Genomic DNA, 23617 nt, shown 5'->3' on the forward strand with positions numbered 1-23617 from the left:
AACAAAAACGAGCAAAATGGAAACGGAAAAGTACAAGAAAAACAACAAAATCGATCACAAAAATTCCTCTATTTATCAAGGGGATGGCTCAAGCTCCTTGGGTTGCCCTGATGGCAATGAGGTTTGAAATCGGCTTCTGCGGCCATTTGGCTCGTCGTCAGTTTCCAACTGGAAATCACTGTAAAAAAATAGATTTTCTCGCTGCTGGGCCCATTCGGGACAAAATTTGTGAATCGGTTTGTATTTCACTGATTGGGTTTACCGCGCGGGTTGATTTGGACGTAAATTGGATCACCTGAGATGATTGGTATTGATCATTTAAGATATATCACGCGTTCACGAGGCCGTAGTCGGCGCTTGGACCTTATGGGTTGCGGCTGTTGGCATGGCCGAGCATTGGTGTGCTGCTCGTTGTAATCTTTGGGGAAGCCAATACGTGCTTTTGATTCATCTGTTGAGGTCAGGTCAGGCATTGTGCGGCGCACATAATTCACAATCACCCGCAATCTTGGCTGTAATTAATCGTCGATTGAAAGGCGGCTTGTGAAATATAAAATGGCAAAAGCGCATCTCAGGCTAATAAAATAACTTTAAGTATTGCCCTTCGGGGTTTAGGTATTAATACCGGTGCTGTTTTAGATATATTTGAGTTGACAGTTTCGCCATTTGTTTATTGAATGGAACTCATCTGCTGGCGTTCTTTCTACGAGACGCAAGATGTGAGGAGCAGGTTATGAGATCCGCAGAGCTTTTTGCTCAGAAGAATGTATATTTTTACAAGGCGTGGTTTACGCAAGACATTATGCTTGCCTACGACTTCCCACGTCGCGCGGTCTAATCATTTAAAGCCCCCAATCAATACATAGCGATTACTAGAGATTCATGAGTCCATGAAGGCTGCTTTGCGTCTTTGCACGTTGGTACGCCCTGAGGCTTGGAAAATCTGCGCTGCGTGTTGATGCGCGATGGGAAGTAAATCCAACAATTTGACTGAGTAACCACGCCACTCGCGTGAAGAAAATTAAATGAATTCTCGCATTTCTGTGCTGTGGGAGCAGTACATTGATGCTTGATCTTCGACGAGGATAGTAAGATGAAGCGCATTCCTGAGCCATTCCGCATCAAGATGGTTGAACCAATCAAGATGACAAATCGCGATGATCGCGAAAAGGCCCTTGCAGCAGCGGGCTACAACCCGTTCTTGCTGAAGAGCGATGATGTGTACATCGACCTTTTGACTGACTCCGGCACTGGTGCCATGTCCGATTACCAATGGGCAGGCATGATGATGGGTGATGAGGCTTATGCCGGTAGCCGCAACTACTACAACCTTGAGGCTGCTGTTCATCACTTCTTCCGCTACAAGCACGTGGTTCCAACACACCAGGGCCGTGGCGCTGAGCAGATTTTGTTCCCAGCGCTGATCAAGCGTATGCGCGACGTGCGTGGCGGTGAGAACCCAGTTTTCATCTCCAACTACCACTTTGATACCACGGCTGCGCATATTGAATTGAACGGCGCGAAGGCCATCAACGTGGTCACGGAAAAGGCTTATGACACCACTTCCTATTATGACTGGAAGGGTGACTTTGACCTGGACAAGTTGGAAGCGGAAATCAAGAAGCACGGTTCGAAGAACGTTGCGGCGATCATCACCACAGTGACGTGTAACTCTTCCGGTGGTCAGCCTGTTTCAATGGCCAACATGCGTGCGGTATATGAACTTGCTGCCAAGAACGACATTCCGGTCGTGATTGACTCCGCACGCTATTGCGAGAACGCCTACTTCATCAAAAAGCGTGAAGCTGGATACGAAAACCACTCCATTACCGACATCATCCGCGAAATGTACTCCTACGGCGACATGCTGACCATGTCCGCCAAGAAGGATCCGCTGGTGAACATCGGTGGCATGTGCGCGATCCGTGAGAAGGAAGATCTGTTCCGTGCGGTTCAGACCCTGTGCGTGCCAATGGAAGGTTTCGTAACTTACGGCGGTCTGGCCGGTCGTGACATGGAAGCGTTGGCTCGCGGCATGCATGAAGGGGCTGACGAAGACTTCTTGCACTACCGCATCTCACAGGTTGAGTACCTGGGTGAACGCCTGCGCGCAGGTGGCGTGCCGATCCAGTATCCAACGGGTGGTCACGCTGTGTTTGTTGATGCGCGTAAGATCGTGCCGCACATTCCTGGCGATCAGTTCCCAGCGCAAGCGCTTTGTAATGCGCTTTACCTGGAAGCCGGTGTGCGTCCGGTGGAAATCGGTTCCTTCTTGTTGGGCCGTGATCCAGAGACCGGCAAGCAGAAGGAGTCACCGCTTGAACTGATGCGTCTGACCATCCCACGCCGTGTCTACACCAACGACCATATGGACTACATCGCTGACGGTCTCATCGAGGTCGTCAAGAATGCCGAAAAGCTGAAGGGCCTGGACTTCGACTATGAACCGCCGGTCCTGCGTCACTTCACCGCTCGGTTAAAGCCTGTGAAATAAGGCACTTAGGGGAGGCACCTATGGGAATGTGCCTCCCTTTTCATTATCAATCATTACTTCATGGGAGAGAAGTAAGATGACCGACGTTACTGAGGCCAAAGCTGCTGGCCAATCCAAAGTAAGTCCATCGTTTCTGGGAGGTGCGATGATCATTGCCGGTACGGCGGTAGGGGCAGGCATGTTCTCTGTTCCAACCGTGAGTGCGGGCATGTGGAGCATTTGGGCGATCTTCGCGCTCGTGTTCACTTGGTTTTGTATGCTGCATTCAGGTCTGATGATCCTGGAAACCAATCTGAACTACCCAGTCGGTTCGAGTTTCGACACAATGGTGAAAGACACCCTCGGGAGCGGGTGGAACATCATCAACAACCTTTCTGTGGCCTTCGTCGGCTACATTCTGTGCTACGCCTATATTTCTGGCGGCGGGTCCATCGTGAACCACACATTGATGGCAACCGTCGGTGTTGCGCCTCCGCAGATAATTGCGGGCTTCATCTTTGCTTTGGGCCTTGGGGCATTCGTGTGGTACTCCACCAAGGCTGTTGACCGGTTCACCACCATTCTGATTGGCGGTATGGTCATCACCTTCGTGATGTCCGTATCTGGTTACACCTTTGAAATGAAGGCCGATGTCTTCTTTGATACCGGCAACGATCAGAGTGTTCTCAGCTACTTCCCGTATATGTTTGCGGCGCTGCCATTCTGCTTGGCCTCCTTCGGTTTTCACCACAATGTGCCGAGCTTGATGAAGTACTACGGCAAAGAGCCGCGCAAGATTGTCAAGTCACTGGCATTGGGCACCGGTCTGGCGCTGTGTCTTTACATCGTCTGGCTGTTTGCCACCTTAGGTAACATTCCTCGGCCTGAGTTTGCACAGGTCATTGCAGAGGGCGGCAACATCGGTGTTCTCGTGGATGCTCTGGGCCGGACCGTAGAGAACGTCTCTGCTTCCAACCTTCTGTCTGCTTTCGGCAATATGGCCGTAGCCAGTTCGTTCCTCGGTGTGGCGTTGGGCCTTTTTGACTTCCTCGCCGACTTCTTCAAGTTCGACAATAGCCGGGCGGGCCGGACGAAAACGGCTGCGGTGACTTTGATCCCGCCGATCATCGGTGGCCTGTTCTTCCCGAACGGTTTCATCATCGCAATTGGTTTTGCCGGTCTGGCAGCAACAATCTGGGCTGCAATTGTGCCTGCTTTGATGGCCAAGGCCAGCCGCGAGAAGTTTGGTAACCCACAGTTCCGTGTGTGGGGTGGTACGGCATTGATCTACCTGATCGTCGCATACGGCCTGCTGATCGCAGTCAGCCATATCCTTGGCATGATGCACCTGCTGCCGGTCTATCCATAAGGAAATGGCTCTAGTGAAAAGGGGAGGTGTACTGTGAAGGGTGTTCTGTCTATTCAGTCTCATGTGACTTTTGGTCATGCCGGGAACAGTTGCGCCGTATTTCCAATGCAGCGCATGGGGCTGGAGGTCTGGCCAATCCATACGGTGCACTTCTCCAATCACACCCAATACCCTGAAGGGTGGCGGGGGCAAGTGATGCCAACGGAACAGATTGCAGAGATTTTTGAGGGGCTTGTTGGGCTGGGTGTCCTGCAGAACGTCTCTGCCATCCTTACGGGCTACATCGGCGATGCTTCACAATGTGATGTCATTGCCGACATTGTAACCCGTGTAAAAGCGGAGAACCCTGAGTGTCTTTATCTGTGTGATCCCGTAATGGGCTCGCCAGAGAAAGGATGTGTGGTGAGTGAAGGCGTTGCTGAAAGCCTCATCCACACTTTAATGCCCCTGGCAGATATCTTGGTCCCAAATCAATTTGAGCTGACGCAGTTTGTCGGTCGCCCAATTGCAACTTTAAAGGATGCATTTGAGCTATGCCAAAGCGCGCGTGAGCTGGGTCCGGATATTGTCGTTGCGAAGCATTTGCATTGCATGTCTGAGACGGAGTTCTCAATGGTCATGGCGACCGGCGAGGGAACCTATCTGGCGCAGCGACCGCATTTGACCTTCGAACGCCAGCCTGTTGGCGTTGGGGATTTAATTTCAGCAGTTTTCATGGCCGGCTTGCTCACCGGCCGCAGTCCTCTGGCTGCTTTTGAGCATACCCATAACGCCGTTTACGGTGTCCTTAAAACTACTCAGGCGCTGGATGAATGGGAGCTTCAAACCATTGCGGCACAACGCGAATTTGATGTTCCAACCAGCCAGCTCCGTGCACAAAACATAATGGAGACAACTTCATGATCTCAATCGATACTAAAGACGCCCCTGCCGCTATTGGTCCATATGTTCAGGGTGTAACTCTGGGCGATCTGGTCATCACTTCTGGTCAGCTGCCAATTGATGTCGCTACCGGCGAAATGCCTGCGACTGTTGAAGAGCAGACCCTTCAGTCTCTGAAGAACGCTCTGGCAATCGTTGAAGAAGGCGGCCTGACCGTACGCGATATCATGAAGACAACTGTTTTTGTGAAGGATCTCAACGACTTTGCAAAGGTGAACGAAGTTTACGGCAAGTTCTTTGAAGACCGCGAAGCTCCGTTCCCAGCACGTTCTTGCGTGGAAGTTGCACGTCTTCCAAAGGATGCTCTGGTCGAGATCGAAGTTCTGGCATACCCACGCGGCTAATCCGCTTGTCGGTATGATGAGGCGTCAGGCTCCAAGATAGCCCTTTGGGCTGGCGTTGGTCGGTAAAGCCTGACAGCTTTGATGGGAAGTCTCCGCCATTTATTATGGCGGGGACTTTCTTTGCATATCTCAAGAGAGCGCGCTGACGATGTGATGCTCCACTAAGCAGCATCCGTTCACTGGTCAGCAGCGCAGGTGTCGGCGAACGACCAATGACCCGCACGGGTCGCGGGAGGCCTGTCTACCGGTGTGACCTCTAAGACTTTAGCGCTTCTCTGTCAAAATGACCTCGAAACCTTCAAAGTGCGGCCCTTCAAGGTACATGTGCTTGCGATCGCCCGCTCCCTTATGAGCGGCGCGGAAGGCTTCAGAACGGGTCCAGGCAATGAAGTTCTCTTCGCTGTCCCAAACAGTGTGTGATGCATACAGCGTATGGTCCTCGTGTACCGCGCCCTTCAGCATGTTGAACTCAAGGTAGCCTGGTACCGTGTTGAGGTGCCGCTCGCGGGATTTCCAAACGTCTTCAAACTCTTCTTCATGCCCACGGACAACCTTGAAGCGGTTCATTGCGATGTACATGCCTAAATTCCTATTTCATTGATCGGTTGATGCTGGCAACAGGGCGAAGTGATGTACCATCCCGGTTAGCTGGCGTTCCCTCTAACAGGGTTCAAGGGGTTTTGGTGATGTGTGCTGCGCCCATGGTCCAGCGGGTATTGTGTTTGAGGCTCAACAAGGGCGTTGATTTCTTATTTAAATATGAGTACTAAAGTCAAGAAATAACTTGCGAGCGACTCGCAAGAGAGTGCGTAGGTGCGAGTTGAGGCTTCTCAAATCAACCCCAAGCTGGAAACAGATTGTGAGGACGATTTATGAGACCTTTTACTGCCTGCGCCCTTTTCAAAAGATCAGCAGCATTTGGTTTAGTGGCCATCCTTGTTCTGCTTGCGCTTCCTCAGGCTTCATTCACCGCGAACGCGCAATCAGAATCAAGGGTGGTCGCTATCGGTTCCTCTGCCACGGAGATTGTTTATGCTCTGGGCGAAGAGGACCGCTTGGTCGCAGTCGACACCACCAGTTCCTACCCAGAGGCGGCAGCAAAGCTGCCAAATGTGGGCTACATTCGTGCCCTGAGTGCTGAAGGTCTGCTTTCCGTTGAGCCGGAGCTGGTGTTGATGATGGAAGGGGCCGGTCCTGCGGCAACGCTGGATGTGCTGAAAGCGTCGGCAGTCCCACTCATTTCCATTCCAGAGGGCTTTTCCAAGGCCGCAATCATCGAAAAGATCCGCGTGATTGGTGAAGCGCTTGAGGTTGAAGATAAGGCGCAGGTACTCGCCGCTAAGGTGAGTGCTGATATGGATGCAGCAATCAACGATGCAGCCCAAAGCGGTGCAAAGCCCAAGGTGATGTTCGTGCTCTCAATTGCTGGTGACCGGCTGACCGTTGCCGGAACCGACACGGCGGCAGAGGCAATCATAGAGCTGGCCGGCGGAGAAAATGCCATGACAGGTTTTTCTGGCTATAAGCCTGTGGTCACTGAAGCTCTGCTTTCCGCTAAGCCTGACGTGGTCTTGATGATGGACCGTCACGGCGGCGCAAACATGAAGGAAGCCCTCAACAGCTTCGCGGCTTTGAAGCAAACTCCAGCGGGCCAGAACCAAGCCTTTATTGCCATGAACGGCGCGTATCTGCTGGGCTTTGGTCCGCGCACAGCCGATGCCATTCGTGAGCTTTCTGCGCAACTCAAAGCCTTCGCGCCAAAGGGTTAGGGAGGTTTGCAGCTATGGCATCTGTTGCAGAGAGCTTTGAAAATTCATCGGAATTTGGGCAAGGAGCAACCAGGAGCCCGAGAGACTTTTGGAAGTCGATCTGTTTGCCATCGCTTGCTGTCGTGTTTGCTGTCGTGATGATTTTGTCCGTCGCCATTGGGCCCACGTCGGTGAGTTTTGGCGCGCTCGGACGTTGGCTGGTCTCTTTTGTTGGCGGTGAGGCGCTTTCTCTTAGAGATCAGGTGGTGCTGTTTGATATTCGGATGCCGCGAACGGTACTGGGTGCGTTGATTGGTGCGTCGCTGGGGGTAGCGGGTGCCATGATGCAGGGGTTGTTCCGCAACCCTCTTGCAGATCCGGGTCTTATCGGCGTTGCTTCCGGATCCAGCCTGGCCGCTGTTTCAGTCATTGTGTTGGCGAGCCATTTGCCGGTGGCTCTGGCGGTGCACGCTGGTACCTATCTGCTTCCACTTGCAGCGTTCTTTGGGGGGCTGGTCACCACCCTTGTTCTCTACAAGGTGTCCACCCGCGGCGGCGAGACATCCATCGCAACCATGTTGCTTGCAGGGATAGCTCTGGGCGCGCTGACTGGAGCGGTAACTGGGCTTTTGATCTTCAAGAGTGATGATGCTCAGCTGCGTGACTTCACGTTCTGGAGCATGGGCAGCTTGGGGGCTGCGACATGGCAACGGGTGCTCTCGATCTTGCCATTCGTTCTGGCATTGTTGTTCTCAATTCCGTTTCTTTCCAAAGGCTTGAATGCACTTTTGTTGGGGGAGGCAGAAGCCTTCCACATGGGCTTCAACACGCAGAAACTGAAGCGAATTTTGATCATCGTGGTCGCCGCGGCGACGGGTGCGGCGGTTTCTGCGGCTGGCGCAATCGGGTTTGTCGGCATTGTGGTGCCGCATCTGTTGAGGCTTCTGATCGGACCGGATCACCGCTTGCTGTTGCCTTGTTGCGCCTTGCTCGGCGCGGCGTTGTTGGTGGCGGCGGATATGGTGAGCCGGAGCATCGTTGCGCCTGCGGAGCTGCCGATCGGCATCATCATGGCGGTGATAGGGGCGCCCGTATTCCTATCCATCTTGCTCGGCCGACGTTCATTGATCAGTCTTTAACGGGGCAGATGCATGTTTTCTACACAAGGAATTACGTTGGTGCGCGGCGGCAGAACCTTGCTGAGCCAAGCCACCCTTGCCGCGCCAGCGGGCGTATTCACCGCTATCATCGGCCCAAACGGAGCCGGAAAGTCCACACTTCTCAAATGCTTAAGCGGCGAGCTGCACGCGGATCAAGGCTCCGTCATGTTGGATGGCAAGCCGCTCTCCAGCTATCGCAGTGAGGAAATTGCCGCGCGCCGGGCCGTGTTGCCTCAGACTTCGACCTTGTCGTTTCCCTTCACGCTTCGCGAGGTTGTTGCCCTCGGCATTCGGTCCGGGGCTTCATCGCAACCTATTTACGATGTGGGTCGGCGCGTTAGCGAAGCGCTGGAGCGTGTTGGGCTGGGGCATTACCCCGATCAGCTTTATGCCTTGCTTTCCGGAGGAGAAAAGCAACGTGTGCAGTTAGCACGTGTTCTTTGTCAGGTTTGGGAGCCTGTGAAGGATGGAATACCTTCGGCGTTGTTCCTGGATGAGCCGACCTCGAGCCTTGACTTGAAGCATCAGATTGGCGTTCTGGAGCTGGCGCGGGACTATGCGTCAGCGGGGGGCTGTGTCGTTGCTGTTCTCCATGATATTGATTTGGCTAGTGTTTATGCCGATCACGTGGTGGTCTTGAAGCAGGGGCGCGTTCATGCTTCCGGCGCGCCTGAGGTGGTTGTAACGCGGAAAATGTTGAGCCAGGTCTATGGCCTCAGTGACGAGATGATCGAGCTGAAATGGGGCATGAAGCAGCTCGCCTGAGGCGCTTCCTTGTTTGCGTTGACCATACGTAGGTTTTGCACGGAATTGAAAGAAAACGTGATTTTTTGCATGATTGCCTGTCTGGCCTGAAACGGCTTAAAACAGGCGGGCGGTTCGGAGCGCGTTGCGGCGTCGGATTGTCGAGCGAAATGCAAGAAACGACCGGACAATGATGTCGCTTATTCTCTTACTCACCCAGCAGATGTGCGTGTACCTGGTGATCGTCTACCTGGTGAGCAAGACGCCGTTCTTCAAGGTGCTGACAGAGGCCTCGCCGCGTCTGCCGCACAAGGTCGTCATCTACATCGTGTTCTCCGGCTTCGGGATCATGGCCACCTATTTCGGTGAACAGATCAACGACGCCATCGCCAACACACGTGTGATGGGTGCCATCATGGGCGGTCTGTTGGGGGGCCCGGTGACGGGTTTCCTAGTGGGGCTGACTGCGGGCATCCACCGCTATTCATTCGGCGGCTTTACTGATCTGGCCTGCGCAATCTCGACCACCATGGAAGGCCTTTCCGCGGGTCTGATTGCCTATTACTTCCGCAGTATTGGCCTTAACGCCTTGCGGTTCAAACCCCTGTTCGTGTTCTGGTTCACCGTGTTCATGGAGATGATGCAGATGGCCATCATCCTGCTGGTGGCCAGACCGTTCGACCAGGCGCTGGATCTGGTGCTGCAGATCGCACCGTCGATGCTGATCGTAAACTCCATCGGAACGGCCTTGTTCATGAGCATGGTGCGTGACCAAAAGGCCATGTACGACAAGCTGTCTTCTTCCTTTACCAATCAGGCCATGCGCATTGCGGAGCGCTGCGTCGGGGTGCTGGCCAAGGGGTTTGATGAAAAGTCCTCAGCAAAAGTCGCGCAGATCATCATTGAAGAGACCAAAGTGGGCGCTGTTGCGATTACCGATCGCAAGAAGCTGCTGGCTTTCATCGGCATAGGTGATGATCACCACATCCCCGGTCGCCCGATCTCCTCTCAGCTGACCATCGACTGCATGAAGTACAACCGCGTGATGTTTGCTGATGGCGTGGACTTTCCCTACAGCTGCTCGCTCTCGTGGAACTGCCGTCTTGGTTCCTGTCTTGTCATTCCGCTTACCAGTGACAGTGAGGTGATTGGCACCATCAAGCTGTATGAAGCACGCAACAAGATGTTCTTGAACATCAACCGCACGCTGGGAGAGGGGATCGCCAAGCTTCTCTCCAACCAGATCCTATACGGCCAGCTGGAAGAAAAGCAGCACCTGTTAACGCAGTCGGAATTGAAACTGTTGCAGGCGCAGGTCAACCCGCACTTTCTCTTCAATGCGCTGAACACCATCGCCATCATTACGCGACGCGACCCTGAAAATGCGCGTAAACTGTTGCTCCAGCTTTCCAAATACCTGCGCATCAATTTGAAGCGAACCACCGGTCTGGTGTCCTTGTGCGATGAACTGGATCACATCGATTCCTATTTGAACGTGGAGAAAGCGCGTTTCAGCGACCGCCTGGAAATCAACTTTGATATTCCCAACGAGCTGCATTTGGTCAAACTGCCAGCGTTCACGCTGCAGCCGATCATTGAAAATGCGGTCAAGCACGGCATCTCACAAATGATGGGGCCGGGCACGGTAACCGTAACTGGGGCGCAGCACGACGATGTGCTCGAGTTGTGTGTGGAAGACAATGCTGGTTTGTTTCAGCACAAGCCGCAGAGCGAGGGGCTAGGGCTCAATCTGGTTGATAAACGGCTGAAAAATCAGTATGGCCCAGAATATGGGTTGGAGATTGAGTGTGAGCCTGATGTGTCTACAAAAGTGCATATCAGACTGCCGATGACTGTGCCGGAGATGGCTTAATGATCACATGCCTGATTGTCGACGACGAGCCCTACAGCCGCGAGGAGCTTGCGGACCTGCTCTCTCAAACCCCGGACATCGAGATCATCGGCCAGTGCGGCAATGCCATTGACGCGCTGTCGGTAATTAACAAGGAAAAGCCGCAGCTCGTTTTTCTGGATATTCAGATGCCTCAGATTTCGGGCATTGAACTGATCGCCATGCTCGACCCCGAGACCATGCCCCGCATTGTCTTCGCCACTGCCTATGATGAATACGCCATCAAGGCCTTTGAGCACCACGCTTTTGATTACCTCCTCAAGCCGATTGATGAAGAACGGCTGGCGAAGACCTTGCAAAAGGTGCGCCGGGATCTGGCCCCTCGCGTCATGGCGGAGATCGTGCCGCAAACCCTGACACACCTGCCGTGTTACCTTGGCAACAAGCTCAAGGTCGTACCGGTGTCAGCGGTTGAGTACATCTTTACAGACCTGAGCGGCGTTCATGTTGCGACCAGTCAGGACTACGTCCATACCCAGCTTACCTTGAAGGTTCTGGAAGAAAAAACGCCGCTCGTGCGCAGTCACAAGCAGTACCTGATCTCGCCGGAAGCCATTTCTGAAATTGTCCTTTTGGAGTCCGGCGCAGAGGCCATTACACACTCTGGAACCAAAGTTCCCATCTCTCGTAGATACTTGAAATCACTTAAGCAATTGTTCGGTTATCACTGATTAGTAGATTCTACTAGGCGCGATTCCAGCCAATTTTCGCCGACCGCTTAGGCCCTATTTCGACCGCTTAAGGGCTCTTTTCGACCACTCATGAGATCCTCCAAACCCCGCTAGATAAACCTTGATAAAAAATGCGTGAGGTTTTCATTAGGAGGATGAAAGATGCTGTACTTTCTCGTGTGTATCGCGCTGCTGATAGGCGGATACTTCATCTACGGCGCATTTGTTGAAAAAGTGTTTGGTGTCAAGCCTGGTCGTCAGACACCGGCATTTGCCCAAACGGACGGCGTGGACTACGTCCCGATGTCCAAAAAGAAGGTTTATCTGATCCAGCTTCTGAACATCGCTGGCGTGGGCCCAATCTTCGGCCCGATCCTCGGTGCCATGTATGGCGCATCTGCCATGCTCTGGATCGTTGTCGGCTGTATCTTCGCTGGTGCAGTACACGACTACTTCTCAGGTATGCTTTCTGTTCGTAACAACGGTCAGTCTGTACCAAACCTGGTCGGCAAGTATCTTGGCACAAACGCAAAGCATTTCATGAACGTCTTCGCGATCGTTCTGCTGCTGCTCGTTGGCGTGGTCTTCATTTCCGCTCCAGCAGGTCTGCTTGCCAAGCTCACCGGCATGGACATGATGATCTTCCTTGGCGTGATCTTCGTGTACTACCTGGTCGCAACAATCGTTCCTGTCGACAAGATCATCGGTCGTCTGTACCCATTCTTCGGCGCACTGCTGCTGTTCATGTCTGTTGGTCTGACGCTGGCACTCGTATTCTCTCCTGACCACACTCTGTTGCCAGGTGTTGAATTGGGTAACTTCTTCCAGAACAACCACCCAAGTGACATGCCACTGTGGCCAGCGCTGTTCATCACCATTGCTTGTGGTGCGATCTCTGGCTTCCACGCAACTCAGTCTCCTTTGATGGCACGTTGCATGGAGAATGAATCCAACGGTCGGTTCGTATTCTACGGCGCAATGATCGGTGAAGGCATCATCGCTCTGCTGTGGTGTGCGATTGCCCTGTCTTTCTTCGGCGGCGTCGAAGGTCTGCAGGCAGGCATGGGTGGTAGCCCAGCTAACGTAGTGTACGAAGCATCTAACGGCCTGCTTGGCGCAGTTGGTGGCGTGCTGGCGATCCTCGGTGTGATCGTACTGCCAATCACTTCTGGCGATACTGCATTCCGCTCCGCACGTCTGATCCTCTCTGAGTTCTTCAACATGGACCAGAAGGTAATTGCAAAGCGCCTGATGCTTGCTATCCCACTGTTCATCCTGGGCGGCATCCTGACCCAAGTGGACTTCGGTGTGATCTGGCGTTACTTCGGTGTTGCTAACCAGGCAACCGCTGCAATGATGCTCTGGACTGCTGCTGCATACCTGCTGCGTCATCACAAGCTGCACTGGATCTGCACCATCCCAGCAACCTTCATGACCACCGTTGTCGTCAGCTTCATCGCAAGCTCTGCAACCCTCGGCTTCGGCCTTCCAATCGGCGTTGCAACAGCAATCGGTGTTGTCTCTGCAATCGCAATCGCCGGGCTGGTCATTGCGAAAGCAAAAGGCAAGGTAGTGGACCCAGAGGACGTTGCAGAAACTGCATAAGCCCCAGTCCATTCACCAAAAAACGCAGCGCGCCGGTCATCGGTGCGCTGCTTTTTTGTATCTAGGCTCTATGTTTCATTGCGCGCCCATGCGTTTGGCTGCATGTTGCACGCTATCTCTATCAAGAATTGAAAGTTGTCATGAACATAGATCTGCTACGCCGCCTTTGTGAAACACCGGGTGTTCCTGGTCATGAACATAGAGTTCGCGAGCTCATCCTGAAGGAAATCGAGGGCCTGTTTGATGAAGTGCATACCGATGCGCTGGGATCCCTCATTTGCCGTCGTGCTGCACGCAAGCCTGCGGCCAATGGCGAGATGCCAAAAAAGGTAATGCTGCTTTGTCATATGGACGAGATCGGCTTCCTCGTCTCCCACATCACTGACAAGGGCTTTATCTATGTTCAGCCGGTTGGTGGCTTTGATCCGCGTAACCTGTTTTCCCGCCGTGTGCTGGTCTCGACGGACGAAGGGGACCTGAAAGGGGTGATGAACCCGGGCGGGCGCCCCATTCACACCGCAAGCGCAGAAGAGCGGAAGAAGATTCCGGAAGTGACCGAGTTCATCATCGATCTGGGCCTTGGAGAAAAGGCAAAGGACGTGGTCAAAGTCGGTGACATGGTGACACTTGATGAACCGCTGATCGAAATGGGCGAAAAGGTCGTTTCCAAAGCGCTGGACAATCGTGTTGCCTGCTGGCTTGGCATCGAGGCCATCCGGGCTCTCGGAGAAGCGGAGCACGCCTGCGAGATTTATGTTGCCTTCACCTGCCAGGAAGAAGTTGGCCTGCGGGGTGCAAAAGCGGCGGCCTATGCGGTGAAGCCGGACATTGGCTTTGGCGTTGATATAACGCTGTCTTGCGACACGCCGGGTGTGGCCGAGCAGGAGCAGACCACTCAGCAGGGCAAAGGGTTCGGATTGCACGTGAAAGACAGTGCGTTCATTGCGGATCTGGGGCTTGTGAAGGACGTGGAACAGATTGCCATTGAAGAAGAGATCCCGTACCAGCGCACCATGTTGAAGGGCGGCGGCCAGGACGGCGCGGCCGCTCAGCAGGCTGCAGCAGGCGCAAAAGCTGTCGGTATCATGGTGGGCACCCGCTACGTTCACACCGTGACGGAAATGATTGATCGCACAGACCTGCTTGCAGCGCGGGACATTCTGGCGGCCTATCTCAAGCGCCACTAGCAGCGAAAGAGAGACGCCTACGGGGCGGATTTCTCTGCAGCTTATTAAATGGAGCGCAGCGCATCGGCTACCGGTGCGCTGTTCTTTTATGGCTCAGGCGCGCTTGTTCACTTCAAAGAAGCGTTTGAGAGGCGGGAAGCTCATGGCGGCCTTGCGGCACACCAGATACTCGCTGGCAATGTCCTTGCTGTCCTTGATGGGAATGCTCTTCAGCCTTGCGTCTGGGGTGAGTTCCCGGTGCAGCACAATGCCGTAGCCAAACCCTTGGGCTGATGCTTCCTTGACGGACTCACGGCCAAAAATTTCCAGCGCGATGTTGGGCCGGACGCCCTGTTTGTTGCAGGCATCCAAGAAGGACTGGCGGGTGTAGGAGCCCTTTTCGCGCAGGACCATCGGCAGTCCCTCCATTTCTGCAATCGATATTTCGGCGAGATGGCTCAAAGGATCATCAACGCGCATAAGAACGTGCAAGGTTTGACGGGCGAATAGCTGGTAGTAGTAGTCATCGGAGGGGTTGTTGATGCCGATGCTGATCAGATCGACCTGATAGTCATCCAACATGTCAAAGAGCGTTGAGGTGTTGGCTGCATGGAACTCCAGCGGCACAAGCGGATCGACCAGCTGAAACTTGCGGGCGGCGGTGAGCACCAGCTGAGGTGCCGTATAGCCAATGCGCAGGGGGGCGACTGTGTTGCCGACGGCGTACTTCACGGTGTCCAGAAGGCGACTCGTTTCGTGAAGCGTGTTGCGGGCCGCGCGCTCTACTTTCTTGCCCGGAGTGGTGAGGAGCATCTTGCGACCGATGCGACGAAACAGGGCGGTGCCCATTTCTTTTTCGAGGGTTTTTATCATGTTTGTGACAGCGGGCTGGCTCACGCCCAGCTTTCGCGCGGCACCGCTGACGCTCTCCTCGTCAATTACCGCAATGAATACCTGAAGTTGGCGAATGGTAGGTGCCTGAGCTGCTCTCATGAATTCGGCTTATCTCATTCTATAAGGTCATGTTATGCTTTTATAGTAACAATAATATTTGTCATTCGCCTTTCGCAAGCGGTCCCTATGTGTTTTTGCGGCCTCGGTCTTACAAGGAGGAATGCCGCAATGAAATACCTCGTTTCCGCAAGCTTGATTGTTCTTTCATCGGCTGCCATGGCTGCCGAATGCCCGCAGATCACAGTGGCTGATGCCCAGGATCTGGCTGGCAAGTACCCGCAGCAGTTCGAACTGGTTGAATTTGAATCAGCAGCCAACTGCGAGCTGACTTTCTCTCAGAACCCTGAAATCGAAGAGCTGAACGCTCGCATCATCGGCAACAAGGACCTTGCGCCGGTTGAGCAGCGTTTGCCGGAAGAGCCACTTGTTGTGGCACCTTACCAGCAGATCGGGAACTACGGCGGCGTTCTGGACGGCATGTCCAATGCGACCGAAGCGGGCTCCTCTGACCTTCTGTCTGTTCGTCACGTGAACCTTGTTCGCTTTTCGGACGACCTCGTGACAATCGTTCCCAATGTGGCCAAGGACTACAAGTGGAACGACGACTACACCGAGCTGACCTTCACCTTGCGCAAAGGCCACAAGTGGTCTGACGGTGAGCCCTTCACCGCCCATGACATTGCGTTCTGGTACAACAACATGACCATGGATCCGCAGGTCGTTGAAAAGCCGAAGGATCTCTGGAGTGCTGGCGGCGAGCCGATCGAAGTGATTGCAACCGACGACCAGACTGTGGTCTTCAAGATGAAGGCTCCGAAGCCTGGCCTTCTCTCCGCGCTGGCAACCAACTACGCGCAGCCGTTCCAGCCGAAGCACTTCCTCGGCCAGTTCCACCCAGCCATCAACCCGGAAGCGGATGCACTGGCGCAGGCTGCTGGTTTCGAAAACGGCTATGAAGTCATCAACTTCTACTATGGCGGGTCTGACTGGAAAGACGTTCCGTCCCCACTCCTGAAGGATGCTTCTAAGGTCGAAAAGCTGCCACGCGCAGTTGTGCCAACTCTGGAAAGCCACGTGGTTGTTGAAGACACCACTGAAGGTCGCCGTGTTGTTGCAAACCCATACTTCCATATGGTCGACACCGCCGGCAACCAGTTGCCTTACATCAACGAAGTGAACGAGTCCTACGTTTCTGACAATGAAGTGCGTGTTCTCAAGCTGGTAAACGGCGAAATGGACTACAAGTCTCAGTCCGTAAACCTGCCAGACGCACCGACCCTTCTGGATGGTCAGGAAAAGGGTGACTACACCGTTGAACTGCGCCCAACCATTGGCCTGCCAACCTTCTCCTTCAACGTGACGTCCACGGACGACGACAAGCGGGCAATCTTTGGCAACAAAGACTTCCGTCTTGCCATGTCTTACGCGATCAACCGCGATGAGATCAATTCCGTTGCCTACTTCGACCTCGGCGAGCCAATGGCCTACATCGCGTTCGATCCGGCTCCAGAGTTTGCAACGCCAGAGCAGCGGAAGTTCGCAACCGAGTTCGACCCGGTCAAGGCGGGCTCCATGCTGGACGCGATCGGTCTGGTGGACAAGGACGGCGACGGCTGGCGCGACCTGCCATCTGGCAAGAAGCTGACCTTGAACATGCAGTTCTCCACTCAGGGCGTTCCGACCACTGTTGCTGAACTGGTGGCTCAAGACTGGTCCAACGTTGGCGTACAGACCACCATCAAGGAAGTTACTTCCGATGAATACCGTTCGGCTCAGTCCGCGAATGAACTGGATGTTCTGGCATGGACCAAGGGGCAGCCGATCCCTGTGATTCAGGGCACGGCGAAGGACTTCATCGTTCCTTTCGATGACTTCTTCGGTCTGCGCAACGGCATGCTATGGGCTCAGTACAAGGACACCAACGGTGCTGAAGGCATGGAGCCGCCAGCATGGACGAAGGAACTGGAAGCCAAGATCACCGAATGGCAGTCTTTGGTTCCCGGCACGGATGCCTCCAACAAGGTTGGCAACGAGATCATCCAGATCTTCCACGACAACTTCCTGATGATCGGTACCGTGAAAGCTCCTGCACCAATTTACCGCTCCAACAAGCTGCAGAACTTCGAAACGCCGAAGACGTCTTCCTACGACTACTACCGCACCTATCCATACCGCGCTCAGCAGTGGTTCCTGAGCGAGTAAGCGACGTAGTCCTTTGAAAACTAACGGCAAGGGCGACCACAGGCGATTGCCCTTGCTGCCTCACAGGAGCGAAAACATGGCAGCATTCCTGAAATTTGTCGGAATCCGATTAAGCGCCGCCGTCGTGACGATGTTGTTGGTGTCCTTGATCGTCTTCACTTTGATGGAGCTGGTCCCGGGCAACTGCGCAGAGCGCTACATCGCCTACAAGACAACGCAGGGCCAGATGATCACCGAAGCCGACGTGCTGGCCGAAGAGATCCGCATGGGGCTCGACCGACCCTACCTGGAACGGTGGGCCAAGTGGGTGACCAACGCGATCCTCCATTTTGACCTTGGTGAAAGCTGCCTGTGGCGCGTGGATGTAACCCAGCTGATTGGCGACAAGGTCGCGATCTCCCTTGGGCTGTCCTTCGCTGCGCTCATACTCACGTACATTATTGCTGTTCCGGTTGGCATCCTGTCCGCAAGCCTGCGGGACAGTTGGTTCGACAGCTCCCTGCGCGTTGTCAGCTATCTGGGCCTCGCCCTGCCTAACTTCCTTCTGGCGCTCGGCGTCATGCTGGTTGCTACCATCTACTTTGGTGACACCATGACGGGCTTGTTCAGCGAACAGTACCGCGATGCCCCGTGGAGCCTTGCCAAGTTTGGCGACATGATGAGCCGGGCGTGGCTGCCGATCGTCATTCTGGGCTGGTCTGCCACCGCCATTCAGCTTCAGACCATCCGCGCGCTCATGTCCGACGAGCAGGGCAAGCTCTACGTGACGGCTGCACGGGCACGGGGCATTTCCGGTTCTGCGCTGCTGCTGCGCTATCCCGCCCGTCACGCCCTGGGGCCGGTGATCAACTCCATCGGGTTTGACTTGAACCGCATTTTCAATGACTTGCCGATTGTGGCTGCCGTTCTGGCGCTGACTGATGCAGGGGCGCTGCTTCTGGACGCGCTGGCCCGCTCAAACGACCAGCAATTGGCCGGTGCGATCATTTTGATCATGACCGCAACAATCGTCTCTTTGAATTTCATCACCGACATCATTCTCGCGATCATTGATCCGCGCGTACGCCGGGGGTTCTTCTGATGGGTCTTTTCTCTGCCAAAACCGTCAAGAAAGAAGACTACTACACCGCGTCCCAGATGCAGCTTGTCTGGGCCCGGTTCAAAAAGAAGCGCTCTGCCATGGTGGCGGCGGGTTTCTTGGTCTTCTTCATCCTGTGCGGGGTGTTCGCCGCCTTCATTGGCCCTTACGAGCCCACCGCTGCGGGCCGCAATGCGGATTACACCAATGGGGCACCACAAGTTCCCCAGTTCTGTGATGACAATGGCTGTTCGTTGGTTCCGTTCATTCACAAGGTGGAACGCTACCGCGGAATGGACACGAACTTTCGCTGGGTAACACGCCAGACCGACGAGCGAAACTACATGACCTTCCTGCCGAAGGTGGAGCCCTACAGGATGCTTGGCATCCCGATGGAACACCGCCTGTTTGGCGTGGAAGAAGGCTTCATTCACCTGTTTGGCACCGATGCGGCCGGTAAAGACATCTTCTCCCGTACGCTTCACGCCATCGGCATCTCTCTTGCGGTTGGAACAATCGGCGTTCTGATCTCCTTTGTGCTGGCGCTGATTATTGGCGGTGTTGCGGGTTACTTCGGTGGCTGGGTGGACACAGTGCTGCAAGCCTTGATGGACACGGTGAAGACGACGCCGACCATCCCGCTGTTCATGGCGCTCGCAGCCTTCATTCCAGACGAATGGTCTGCCGAGATGCGCTTTGCATTCATCTCCATGATCCTTGGCTTTCTGGGCTGGGGAACGTTGGCACGCCGTATCCGCACCCATGTTCTGGCGGAGCGCACCGCTGATTATGTGCTGGCTGCCAAGCTGTCATCCGCCGGTCCGGCCCACATTATCGGGCGTCATTTGCTGCCCAGCTTCACCAGTTACATCATCGTGGATCTGGTGATCTCGTTCCCCTACATGGTGCTCGCCGAAACCTCCCTCAGCTTCATCGGGCTGGGCTTGAAAGACCCCGTGAACTCGCTGGGTGTTCTGCTCCAGAACGTGACCAAGGTAGACGTGCTCCTCAACTACCACTGGTACTTCATTCCGGTGCCTATTTTCGTGGCCATCGTGTTGGCGTTTGTGTTCGTCGGCGATGGCTTGCGCGATGCGGCTGACCCTTACTCGGAGCGACACTGATGACCCTTTTGACCGTCAAAGACCTCGAGGTGAAGTTCGCAACCGCTGAGGGCGAAATCACCGCCGTTGACAAGATCTCGTTTGAGCTGGAGCCGGGAGAAGTGCTTGGCCTTGTTGGGGAAAGTGGTTCCGGCAAGTCCGTTACCGCCCGTTCTCTGATGCGTCTCAACGCAGGCAACACACGCTATGGCGAAGGCTCCTCCATGATCCTGCGCAGTGGTGAGGAGGAAGTGGACATCCTTCGCCTGAAGACGCCAAAGCAACTGCGCAAGGTGCGCGGGGATCTGGTCTCCATGATCTTTCAGGAGCCCATGGCGAGCTTTGCGCCCGCCATCACCATTGGCAAGCAGATGACCGAGCAGCTGATGCTGCACCGGAAAATGACCAAATCCGAAGCACGAGAGCTTTCCGTTGATCTGCTGAACCGGGTTGGCATTTCTGAAGCGTCAAAACGGTTCGATCAATATGCCTTCGAACTGTCCGGCGGCATGCGCCAACGCGCAATGATTGCCATGGCGCTTTCCACCAAGCCGAAGCTGCTGATCGCCGATGAACCCACGACCGCTTTGGACGTGACCATTCAGGCGCAGGTGATTGATCTCATGAAGGAGATTGTCGCTGAGTTTGGCATGGGCATCATCTTTATCACCCACGATCTGGGCGTGATTGCCCAAACCGCTGACCGGGTGGCGGTCATGTATCTGGGCAAGATCATCGAAACCGGCCCTGTTCGTGAAGTGATCCGCAATCCGGCCCATCCCTATACGCAGGGCCTGCTTAACGCGCTGCCGAAACTGGAAAATCTGGACGCGCCGCTAACGCCAGTGCCGGGCGATATTCCCAGCCCGCTGGAGCGGCCAAGCGGCTGCGTGTTCCATACACGTTGTCAGCGCGCCATCGAGGGCAAATGCGCCCAGATGGTGCCGCCTGAAGTGCAGGTGGTTGCGGGGCACACCTCAGCCTGTTTCTTGAGTGAAGAGCGCCAAGGAGTAGCGGCATGACCGACAAGAAAGTCGCGGTTTCCATCAAGGACCTTTCGGTTGAGTTCTCCATCGGCAAGTCAATGTTTGGCAAGCCGCCAATTCTGACGGCTGTGGGCGGTGTGTCCCTCGACATTCCGCGCGGCAGTTTCTTTGGTCTGGTGGGCGAGTCCGGGTCCGGCAAGACCACTCTTGGCCGGGCAACCCTTCATGCCGCGCCCATTTCAAAGGGCAATATCACCTTCACGGACAGTGAAGACCGTGTTTTTGACCTCGCTGAAATGGACCGCAAGGAAGAGAAAGACTTCCGCCGTCGCGCGCAGTTGATCTTTCAAGACCCTTACGCTGCCCTTAGCCCGCGCATGACCGTTCGAGACATCATCGCCGAACCGCTGGAAGTGATGAAGTTGACCAAATCTCGCGCCGAAACTGATGAGCGTGTGCGCGAGATTGCGGCCCGGTGCCGCTTGAACGTGGAGCATCTGCGCCGTTTCCCCCATGCCTTCTCAGGGGGGCAGCGTCAGCGCATATCCATCGCCCGCGCGCTTGTAACTCAGCCGTCCTACATCGTGGCGGATGAGAGTGTGGCAGCGCTGGATGTGTCCATTCAGGCGGACATCTTGAACCTTCTGAAGTCGCTTCAGCGCGACATGGGGCTGACCTTCCTGTTTATCAGCCACGACCTTTCCGTGGTGGCGCACACATGTGACACGGTTGCCGTCATGTATCTTGGCAACATTGTTGAAGTTGCACCGCCTCGCAAGCTGTTTGCAGCGCCGCGCCATCCCTACACCCAAGCGCTGCTCTCGGCGATCCCGTCCTTGGATCCTGATCACCAGAGCACGGCGATCAAGCTCAAGGGCGAGATCCCGAGTCCCGTCAATCCACCAGCGGGCTGCAAGTTCCATACCCGCTGCCCGCATGCAACCGACCGTTGCCGTGTGGTGGAGCCGATCATGCGCGGTGATGCGGAGCACAAGGTGGCCTGTCACCTGGTTGACCTGCCCGTTCTGGCTCAAAGCACAGCAACGCAATCGGTGAGTGCATGAGCAGTGCAGTGCTGAAAGTGGTGAAGCCTCACGAGGTGCAGGAAGCTGAACAGCTGCTTCATGCGGGGTTTGCTGAGTATGCCCGAGGGGCGGGCCGTTCTCAAACCGGCCCGTACCCGTGGCTGGCGGATAGTGTCGACCGCGAAATGGTTCTGTTCTGGAAGGGCCGCGCGGGTATCGTTGTTTTGGACGGCGGGACAGCAGAGGGCCGCGTGACGCTCTCCATGCTCGCCCTTGCGCCCGACCAACAGGGTACCGGGCAAGGTGCCCAGATGATGGCGTCCGTGGTGGATGAGGTTGCGGCGCGTGGCTTCCATGTTCTGGAGCTGTACACGCTGGAGCAATATGGCCACCTGCGCCGCTTCTATGAGCGGCTGGGGTTCGTGCTGGAACGCAAAGGCCGACACCCAACCCAAAAAGACGATCTCACGAGAATATTCATGGCGAGAAAAGTGACTGAAAACGGCAGTGTGAAGCCGCTGTTTCAGGAGGCAGGTGAGTAATGCAGAAGCGCCCAAACATCTTGTTCATTACAGCAGACCAATGGCGCGGCGACAGCGTGGCTTATGCGGGAAACTCGGTGGTGCAAACGCCGAATGTGGACGCGCTGGCGGGCGAGGGACGTGCCTTCCTGCGCCACTACGCGGCGGCTGCACCGTGTTCGCCAGCCCGGGCGGCCATGTATACCGGCCTTTACCAGATGAACAACCGTGTGGTCGCCAATGGTACACCGCTGGACAATCGGTTTGACAACTTCGCAAGGGCAGCGCGGCGCGCCGGTTATACGCCAACGCTTTTCGGGTATACCGATATTGCAGCGGACCCGCGCACGCTGGACCCCAACGACCCAGCCGGGCAGACTTACGAAGGGGTGCTTCCGGGATTTGAAGTGGAGCAGGCGCTGATTGGCGATGAAGCGCCATGGAAGGCTTGGTTGCGCCGCCGGGGGCATGCAAAAGAAGATGTAAGCCAGCCGTACCTGCTGCCGAAGCAGGAAGGGCACACCATTCCAAATGGCCCGGCCGTATTCTCCGCAGAAGAAACCCAGACGGCCTATTTGACCGAGCGCTTCATGGAGTGGTTCGATGAGCAACCGGCTGAACGCCCATGGTTTGCGCATCTCTCCTACATTCACCCGCACCCGCCATTCGTGGCTCCAGCGCCTTACAACGACATGTACGCGCCGGAAAACGTGCCGGGCTTCAAGGGCACTGGCCATGATGATCTGGTGGCGGCGTCGCATCCGCTTGTGGCGCTCATGCGCCGCAAGATGAGCGCTAGTGATTTTGTGCCCGGAACCGAAGGGCTGGTTGAGGACCTCGGTGAAGAGGATCTGCGGCGGATCAAGGCGGTTTACTATGGCTTGATCACTGAAGTTGATGCGCAGCTTGGGCGCCTGTTTGATCATCTGAAAACCATGGGCGCCTGGGATAACACCGTAATTGTGTTTACCTCCGATCACGGCGAGATGATGGGCGACCACGGCATGCTGGGCAAAGGCGGCTTTTACGATCAAAGCCAGCATATTCCGCTGATCATCAAGGTGCCGGGCATGGCACCGCAGGCCCCATGCAAGGCGATGACTTCTGCTGTCGATCTGTTCCCCACGCTGCTGGAGATGACGGGCATTGAGGCGAAGAACGCGCTCGATGGGCAATCCCTCATGCCGCTGATGGCGGGTGAGACCCCAGTGGGCTGGCGCGATGCGGCGCTGTGGGAGTTTGACTTCCGCTACATGGTCGAGCCGGGTTGGCTGGACACGGAAGGTCGCCGGGTGACCGATTATCAGCTGATGGTGCGCCGTGATGAGCGTTATTTGCTGGCGTATTCGCCCTCCGTTCCTCCGGTGTTGTTCGATCTGGAAACCGACCCTGATTGCACGGTGAACCTGTTTGAAACCCCGGAAGGTCAGGAGATCGCCTACCCGCTTCTGGAAGCCATGATGACGGCGCGTATGCGGGCGGCGGACGACACCCAAAGCGCAAACAACGTTTTGCTCAAGTAGGCAGCAAGCAACTCGAATGCTGGACGCGGGCGTCACAGGACGCTTTTACGCGGATGGGCGGCTATTGCCGCATGGAACTCAAAACAAGGAC

Annotated in this window: 21 protein-coding genes; 19 read left to right on the forward strand and 2 right to left on the reverse strand. The window is 55.2% G+C overall.

The annotated features are described in order from the left end of the window. From PUV47_RS15975 to PUV47_RS15995, 5 genes are all read left to right on the forward strand, one after another. Nucleotides 1-299: hypothetical protein (locus PUV47_RS15975; RefSeq protein WP_274219590.1), on the forward strand; the 299-nt coding region annotated here is incomplete at its 5' end. A 794-nt stretch (nucleotides 300-1093) separates the two neighbouring features. After that, a complete protein-coding gene (locus tag PUV47_RS15980) occupies nucleotides 1094-2494 on the forward strand; it encodes a tryptophanase (RefSeq protein WP_274219591.1) in 1401 nt (466 codons plus the stop codon). A 76-nt stretch (nucleotides 2495-2570) separates the two neighbouring features. Beyond that, complete coding sequence (gene mtr / locus PUV47_RS15985; RefSeq protein ID WP_274219592.1) at nucleotides 2571-3842, forward strand: tryptophan permease; 1272 nt, start codon at nucleotides 2571-2573, stop codon at nucleotides 3840-3842. A gap of 33 nt (nucleotides 3843-3875) precedes the next feature. Continuing rightward, nucleotides 3876-4745, forward strand: coding sequence for a pyridoxal kinase PdxY (gene pdxY, locus PUV47_RS15990; protein WP_274219593.1), 870 nt, complete (start codon nucleotides 3876-3878; stop codon nucleotides 4743-4745). Further along, nucleotides 4742-5128, forward strand: a complete 387-nt coding sequence (locus PUV47_RS15995; RefSeq protein ID WP_274219594.1) for a RidA family protein — start codon at nucleotides 4742-4744, stop codon at nucleotides 5126-5128. Before pdxY ends, PUV47_RS15995 begins: the two co-directional genes overlap by 4 nt. Before the next feature lie 264 nt (nucleotides 5129-5392). Here PUV47_RS15995 and PUV47_RS16000 read toward each other — a convergent pair whose 3' ends face one another. Beyond that, nucleotides 5393-5707, reverse strand: a complete 315-nt coding sequence (locus tag PUV47_RS16000; RefSeq protein ID WP_274219595.1) for an antibiotic biosynthesis monooxygenase family protein — start codon at nucleotides 5705-5707, stop codon at nucleotides 5393-5395. 347 nt (nucleotides 5708-6054) lie between these two features. On the opposite strand from PUV47_RS16000, the gene PUV47_RS16005 reads away from it, so the two are divergent. From PUV47_RS16005 to PUV47_RS16035, 7 genes are all read left to right on the forward strand, one after another. After that, entirely contained in the window at nucleotides 6055-6897 is an 843-nt protein-coding gene (locus PUV47_RS16005) for a heme/hemin ABC transporter substrate-binding protein (RefSeq protein WP_274219596.1), read from the forward strand. Nucleotides 6898-6911: 14 nt separating this feature from the next. Next, entirely contained in the window at nucleotides 6912-8015 is a 1104-nt protein-coding gene (locus PUV47_RS16010) for a FecCD family ABC transporter permease (protein ID WP_425313781.1), read from the forward strand. A gap of 12 nt (nucleotides 8016-8027) precedes the next feature. Beyond that, nucleotides 8028-8801, forward strand: coding sequence for a heme ABC transporter ATP-binding protein (locus PUV47_RS16015; RefSeq protein WP_274219597.1), 774 nt, complete (start codon nucleotides 8028-8030; stop codon nucleotides 8799-8801). Nucleotides 8802-8970: 169 nt separating this feature from the next. Then, nucleotides 8971-10653: a sensor histidine kinase gene (locus tag PUV47_RS16020; protein WP_274219598.1), complete on the forward strand. Its 1683-nt coding sequence runs from the start codon at nucleotides 8971-8973 to the stop codon at nucleotides 10651-10653. Further along, nucleotides 10653-11363: a two-component system response regulator BtsR gene (gene btsR, locus PUV47_RS16025; RefSeq protein ID WP_274219599.1), complete on the forward strand. Its 711-nt coding sequence runs from the start codon at nucleotides 10653-10655 to the stop codon at nucleotides 11361-11363. The genes PUV47_RS16020 and btsR overlap by 1 nt, the downstream gene beginning before the upstream one ends. A gap of 162 nt (nucleotides 11364-11525) precedes the next feature. Further along, a complete protein-coding gene (locus PUV47_RS16030; protein ID WP_274219600.1) occupies nucleotides 11526-12968 on the forward strand; it encodes a carbon starvation CstA family protein in 1443 nt (480 codons plus the stop codon). 140 nt (nucleotides 12969-13108) lie between these two features. Further along, on the forward strand, nucleotides 13109-14155 hold the full coding sequence (locus tag PUV47_RS16035) for a M42 family metallopeptidase (protein WP_274219601.1): 1047 nt from the start codon (nucleotides 13109-13111) through the stop codon (nucleotides 14153-14155). A gap of 93 nt (nucleotides 14156-14248) precedes the next feature. Here the strand turns inward: PUV47_RS16035 and PUV47_RS16040 are convergent, their stop codons facing one another. After that, nucleotides 14249-15127, reverse strand: coding sequence for a LysR family transcriptional regulator (locus PUV47_RS16040; RefSeq protein ID WP_274219602.1), 879 nt, complete (start codon nucleotides 15125-15127; stop codon nucleotides 14249-14251). Nucleotides 15128-15256: 129 nt separating this feature from the next. Here PUV47_RS16040 and PUV47_RS16045 point away from each other — a divergent pair, with 129 nt between their 5' ends. From PUV47_RS16045 to PUV47_RS16075, 7 genes are all read left to right on the forward strand, one after another. Beyond that, nucleotides 15257-17290: an ABC transporter substrate-binding protein gene (locus PUV47_RS16045; RefSeq protein ID WP_274219603.1), complete on the forward strand. Its 2034-nt coding sequence runs from the start codon at nucleotides 15257-15259 to the stop codon at nucleotides 17288-17290. Between the two features lie 76 nt (nucleotides 17291-17366). Continuing rightward, a complete protein-coding gene (locus PUV47_RS16050) occupies nucleotides 17367-18371 on the forward strand; it encodes an ABC transporter permease (protein WP_274219604.1) in 1005 nt (334 codons plus the stop codon). Further along, nucleotides 18371-19492, forward strand: coding sequence for an ABC transporter permease (locus PUV47_RS16055; RefSeq protein ID WP_274219605.1), 1122 nt, complete (start codon nucleotides 18371-18373; stop codon nucleotides 19490-19492). The genes PUV47_RS16050 and PUV47_RS16055 overlap by 1 nt, the downstream gene beginning before the upstream one ends. Further along, nucleotides 19492-20493 (forward strand): ABC transporter ATP-binding protein, encoded by a 1002-nt coding sequence (locus tag PUV47_RS16060; RefSeq protein ID WP_274219606.1) that lies wholly within the window; start codon nucleotides 19492-19494, stop codon nucleotides 20491-20493. Before PUV47_RS16055 ends, PUV47_RS16060 begins: the two co-directional genes overlap by 1 nt. Then, nucleotides 20490-21521: an ABC transporter ATP-binding protein gene (locus PUV47_RS16065; protein WP_274219607.1), complete on the forward strand. Its 1032-nt coding sequence runs from the start codon at nucleotides 20490-20492 to the stop codon at nucleotides 21519-21521. The genes PUV47_RS16060 and PUV47_RS16065 overlap by 4 nt, the downstream gene beginning before the upstream one ends. Next, nucleotides 21518-22024, forward strand: coding sequence for a GNAT family N-acetyltransferase (locus tag PUV47_RS16070; RefSeq protein WP_274219608.1), 507 nt, complete (start codon nucleotides 21518-21520; stop codon nucleotides 22022-22024). Before PUV47_RS16065 ends, PUV47_RS16070 begins: the two co-directional genes overlap by 4 nt. Further along, nucleotides 22024-23526: a sulfatase-like hydrolase/transferase gene (locus tag PUV47_RS16075; protein WP_274219609.1), complete on the forward strand. Its 1503-nt coding sequence runs from the start codon at nucleotides 22024-22026 to the stop codon at nucleotides 23524-23526. The genes PUV47_RS16070 and PUV47_RS16075 overlap by 1 nt, the downstream gene beginning before the upstream one ends. Nucleotides 23527-23617: the final 91 nt, after the last annotated feature.

Source organism: Pseudovibrio exalbescens (assembly GCF_028737195.1).
Classification (GTDB): domain Bacteria; phylum Pseudomonadota; class Alphaproteobacteria; order Rhizobiales; family Stappiaceae; genus Pseudovibrio; species Pseudovibrio zosterae.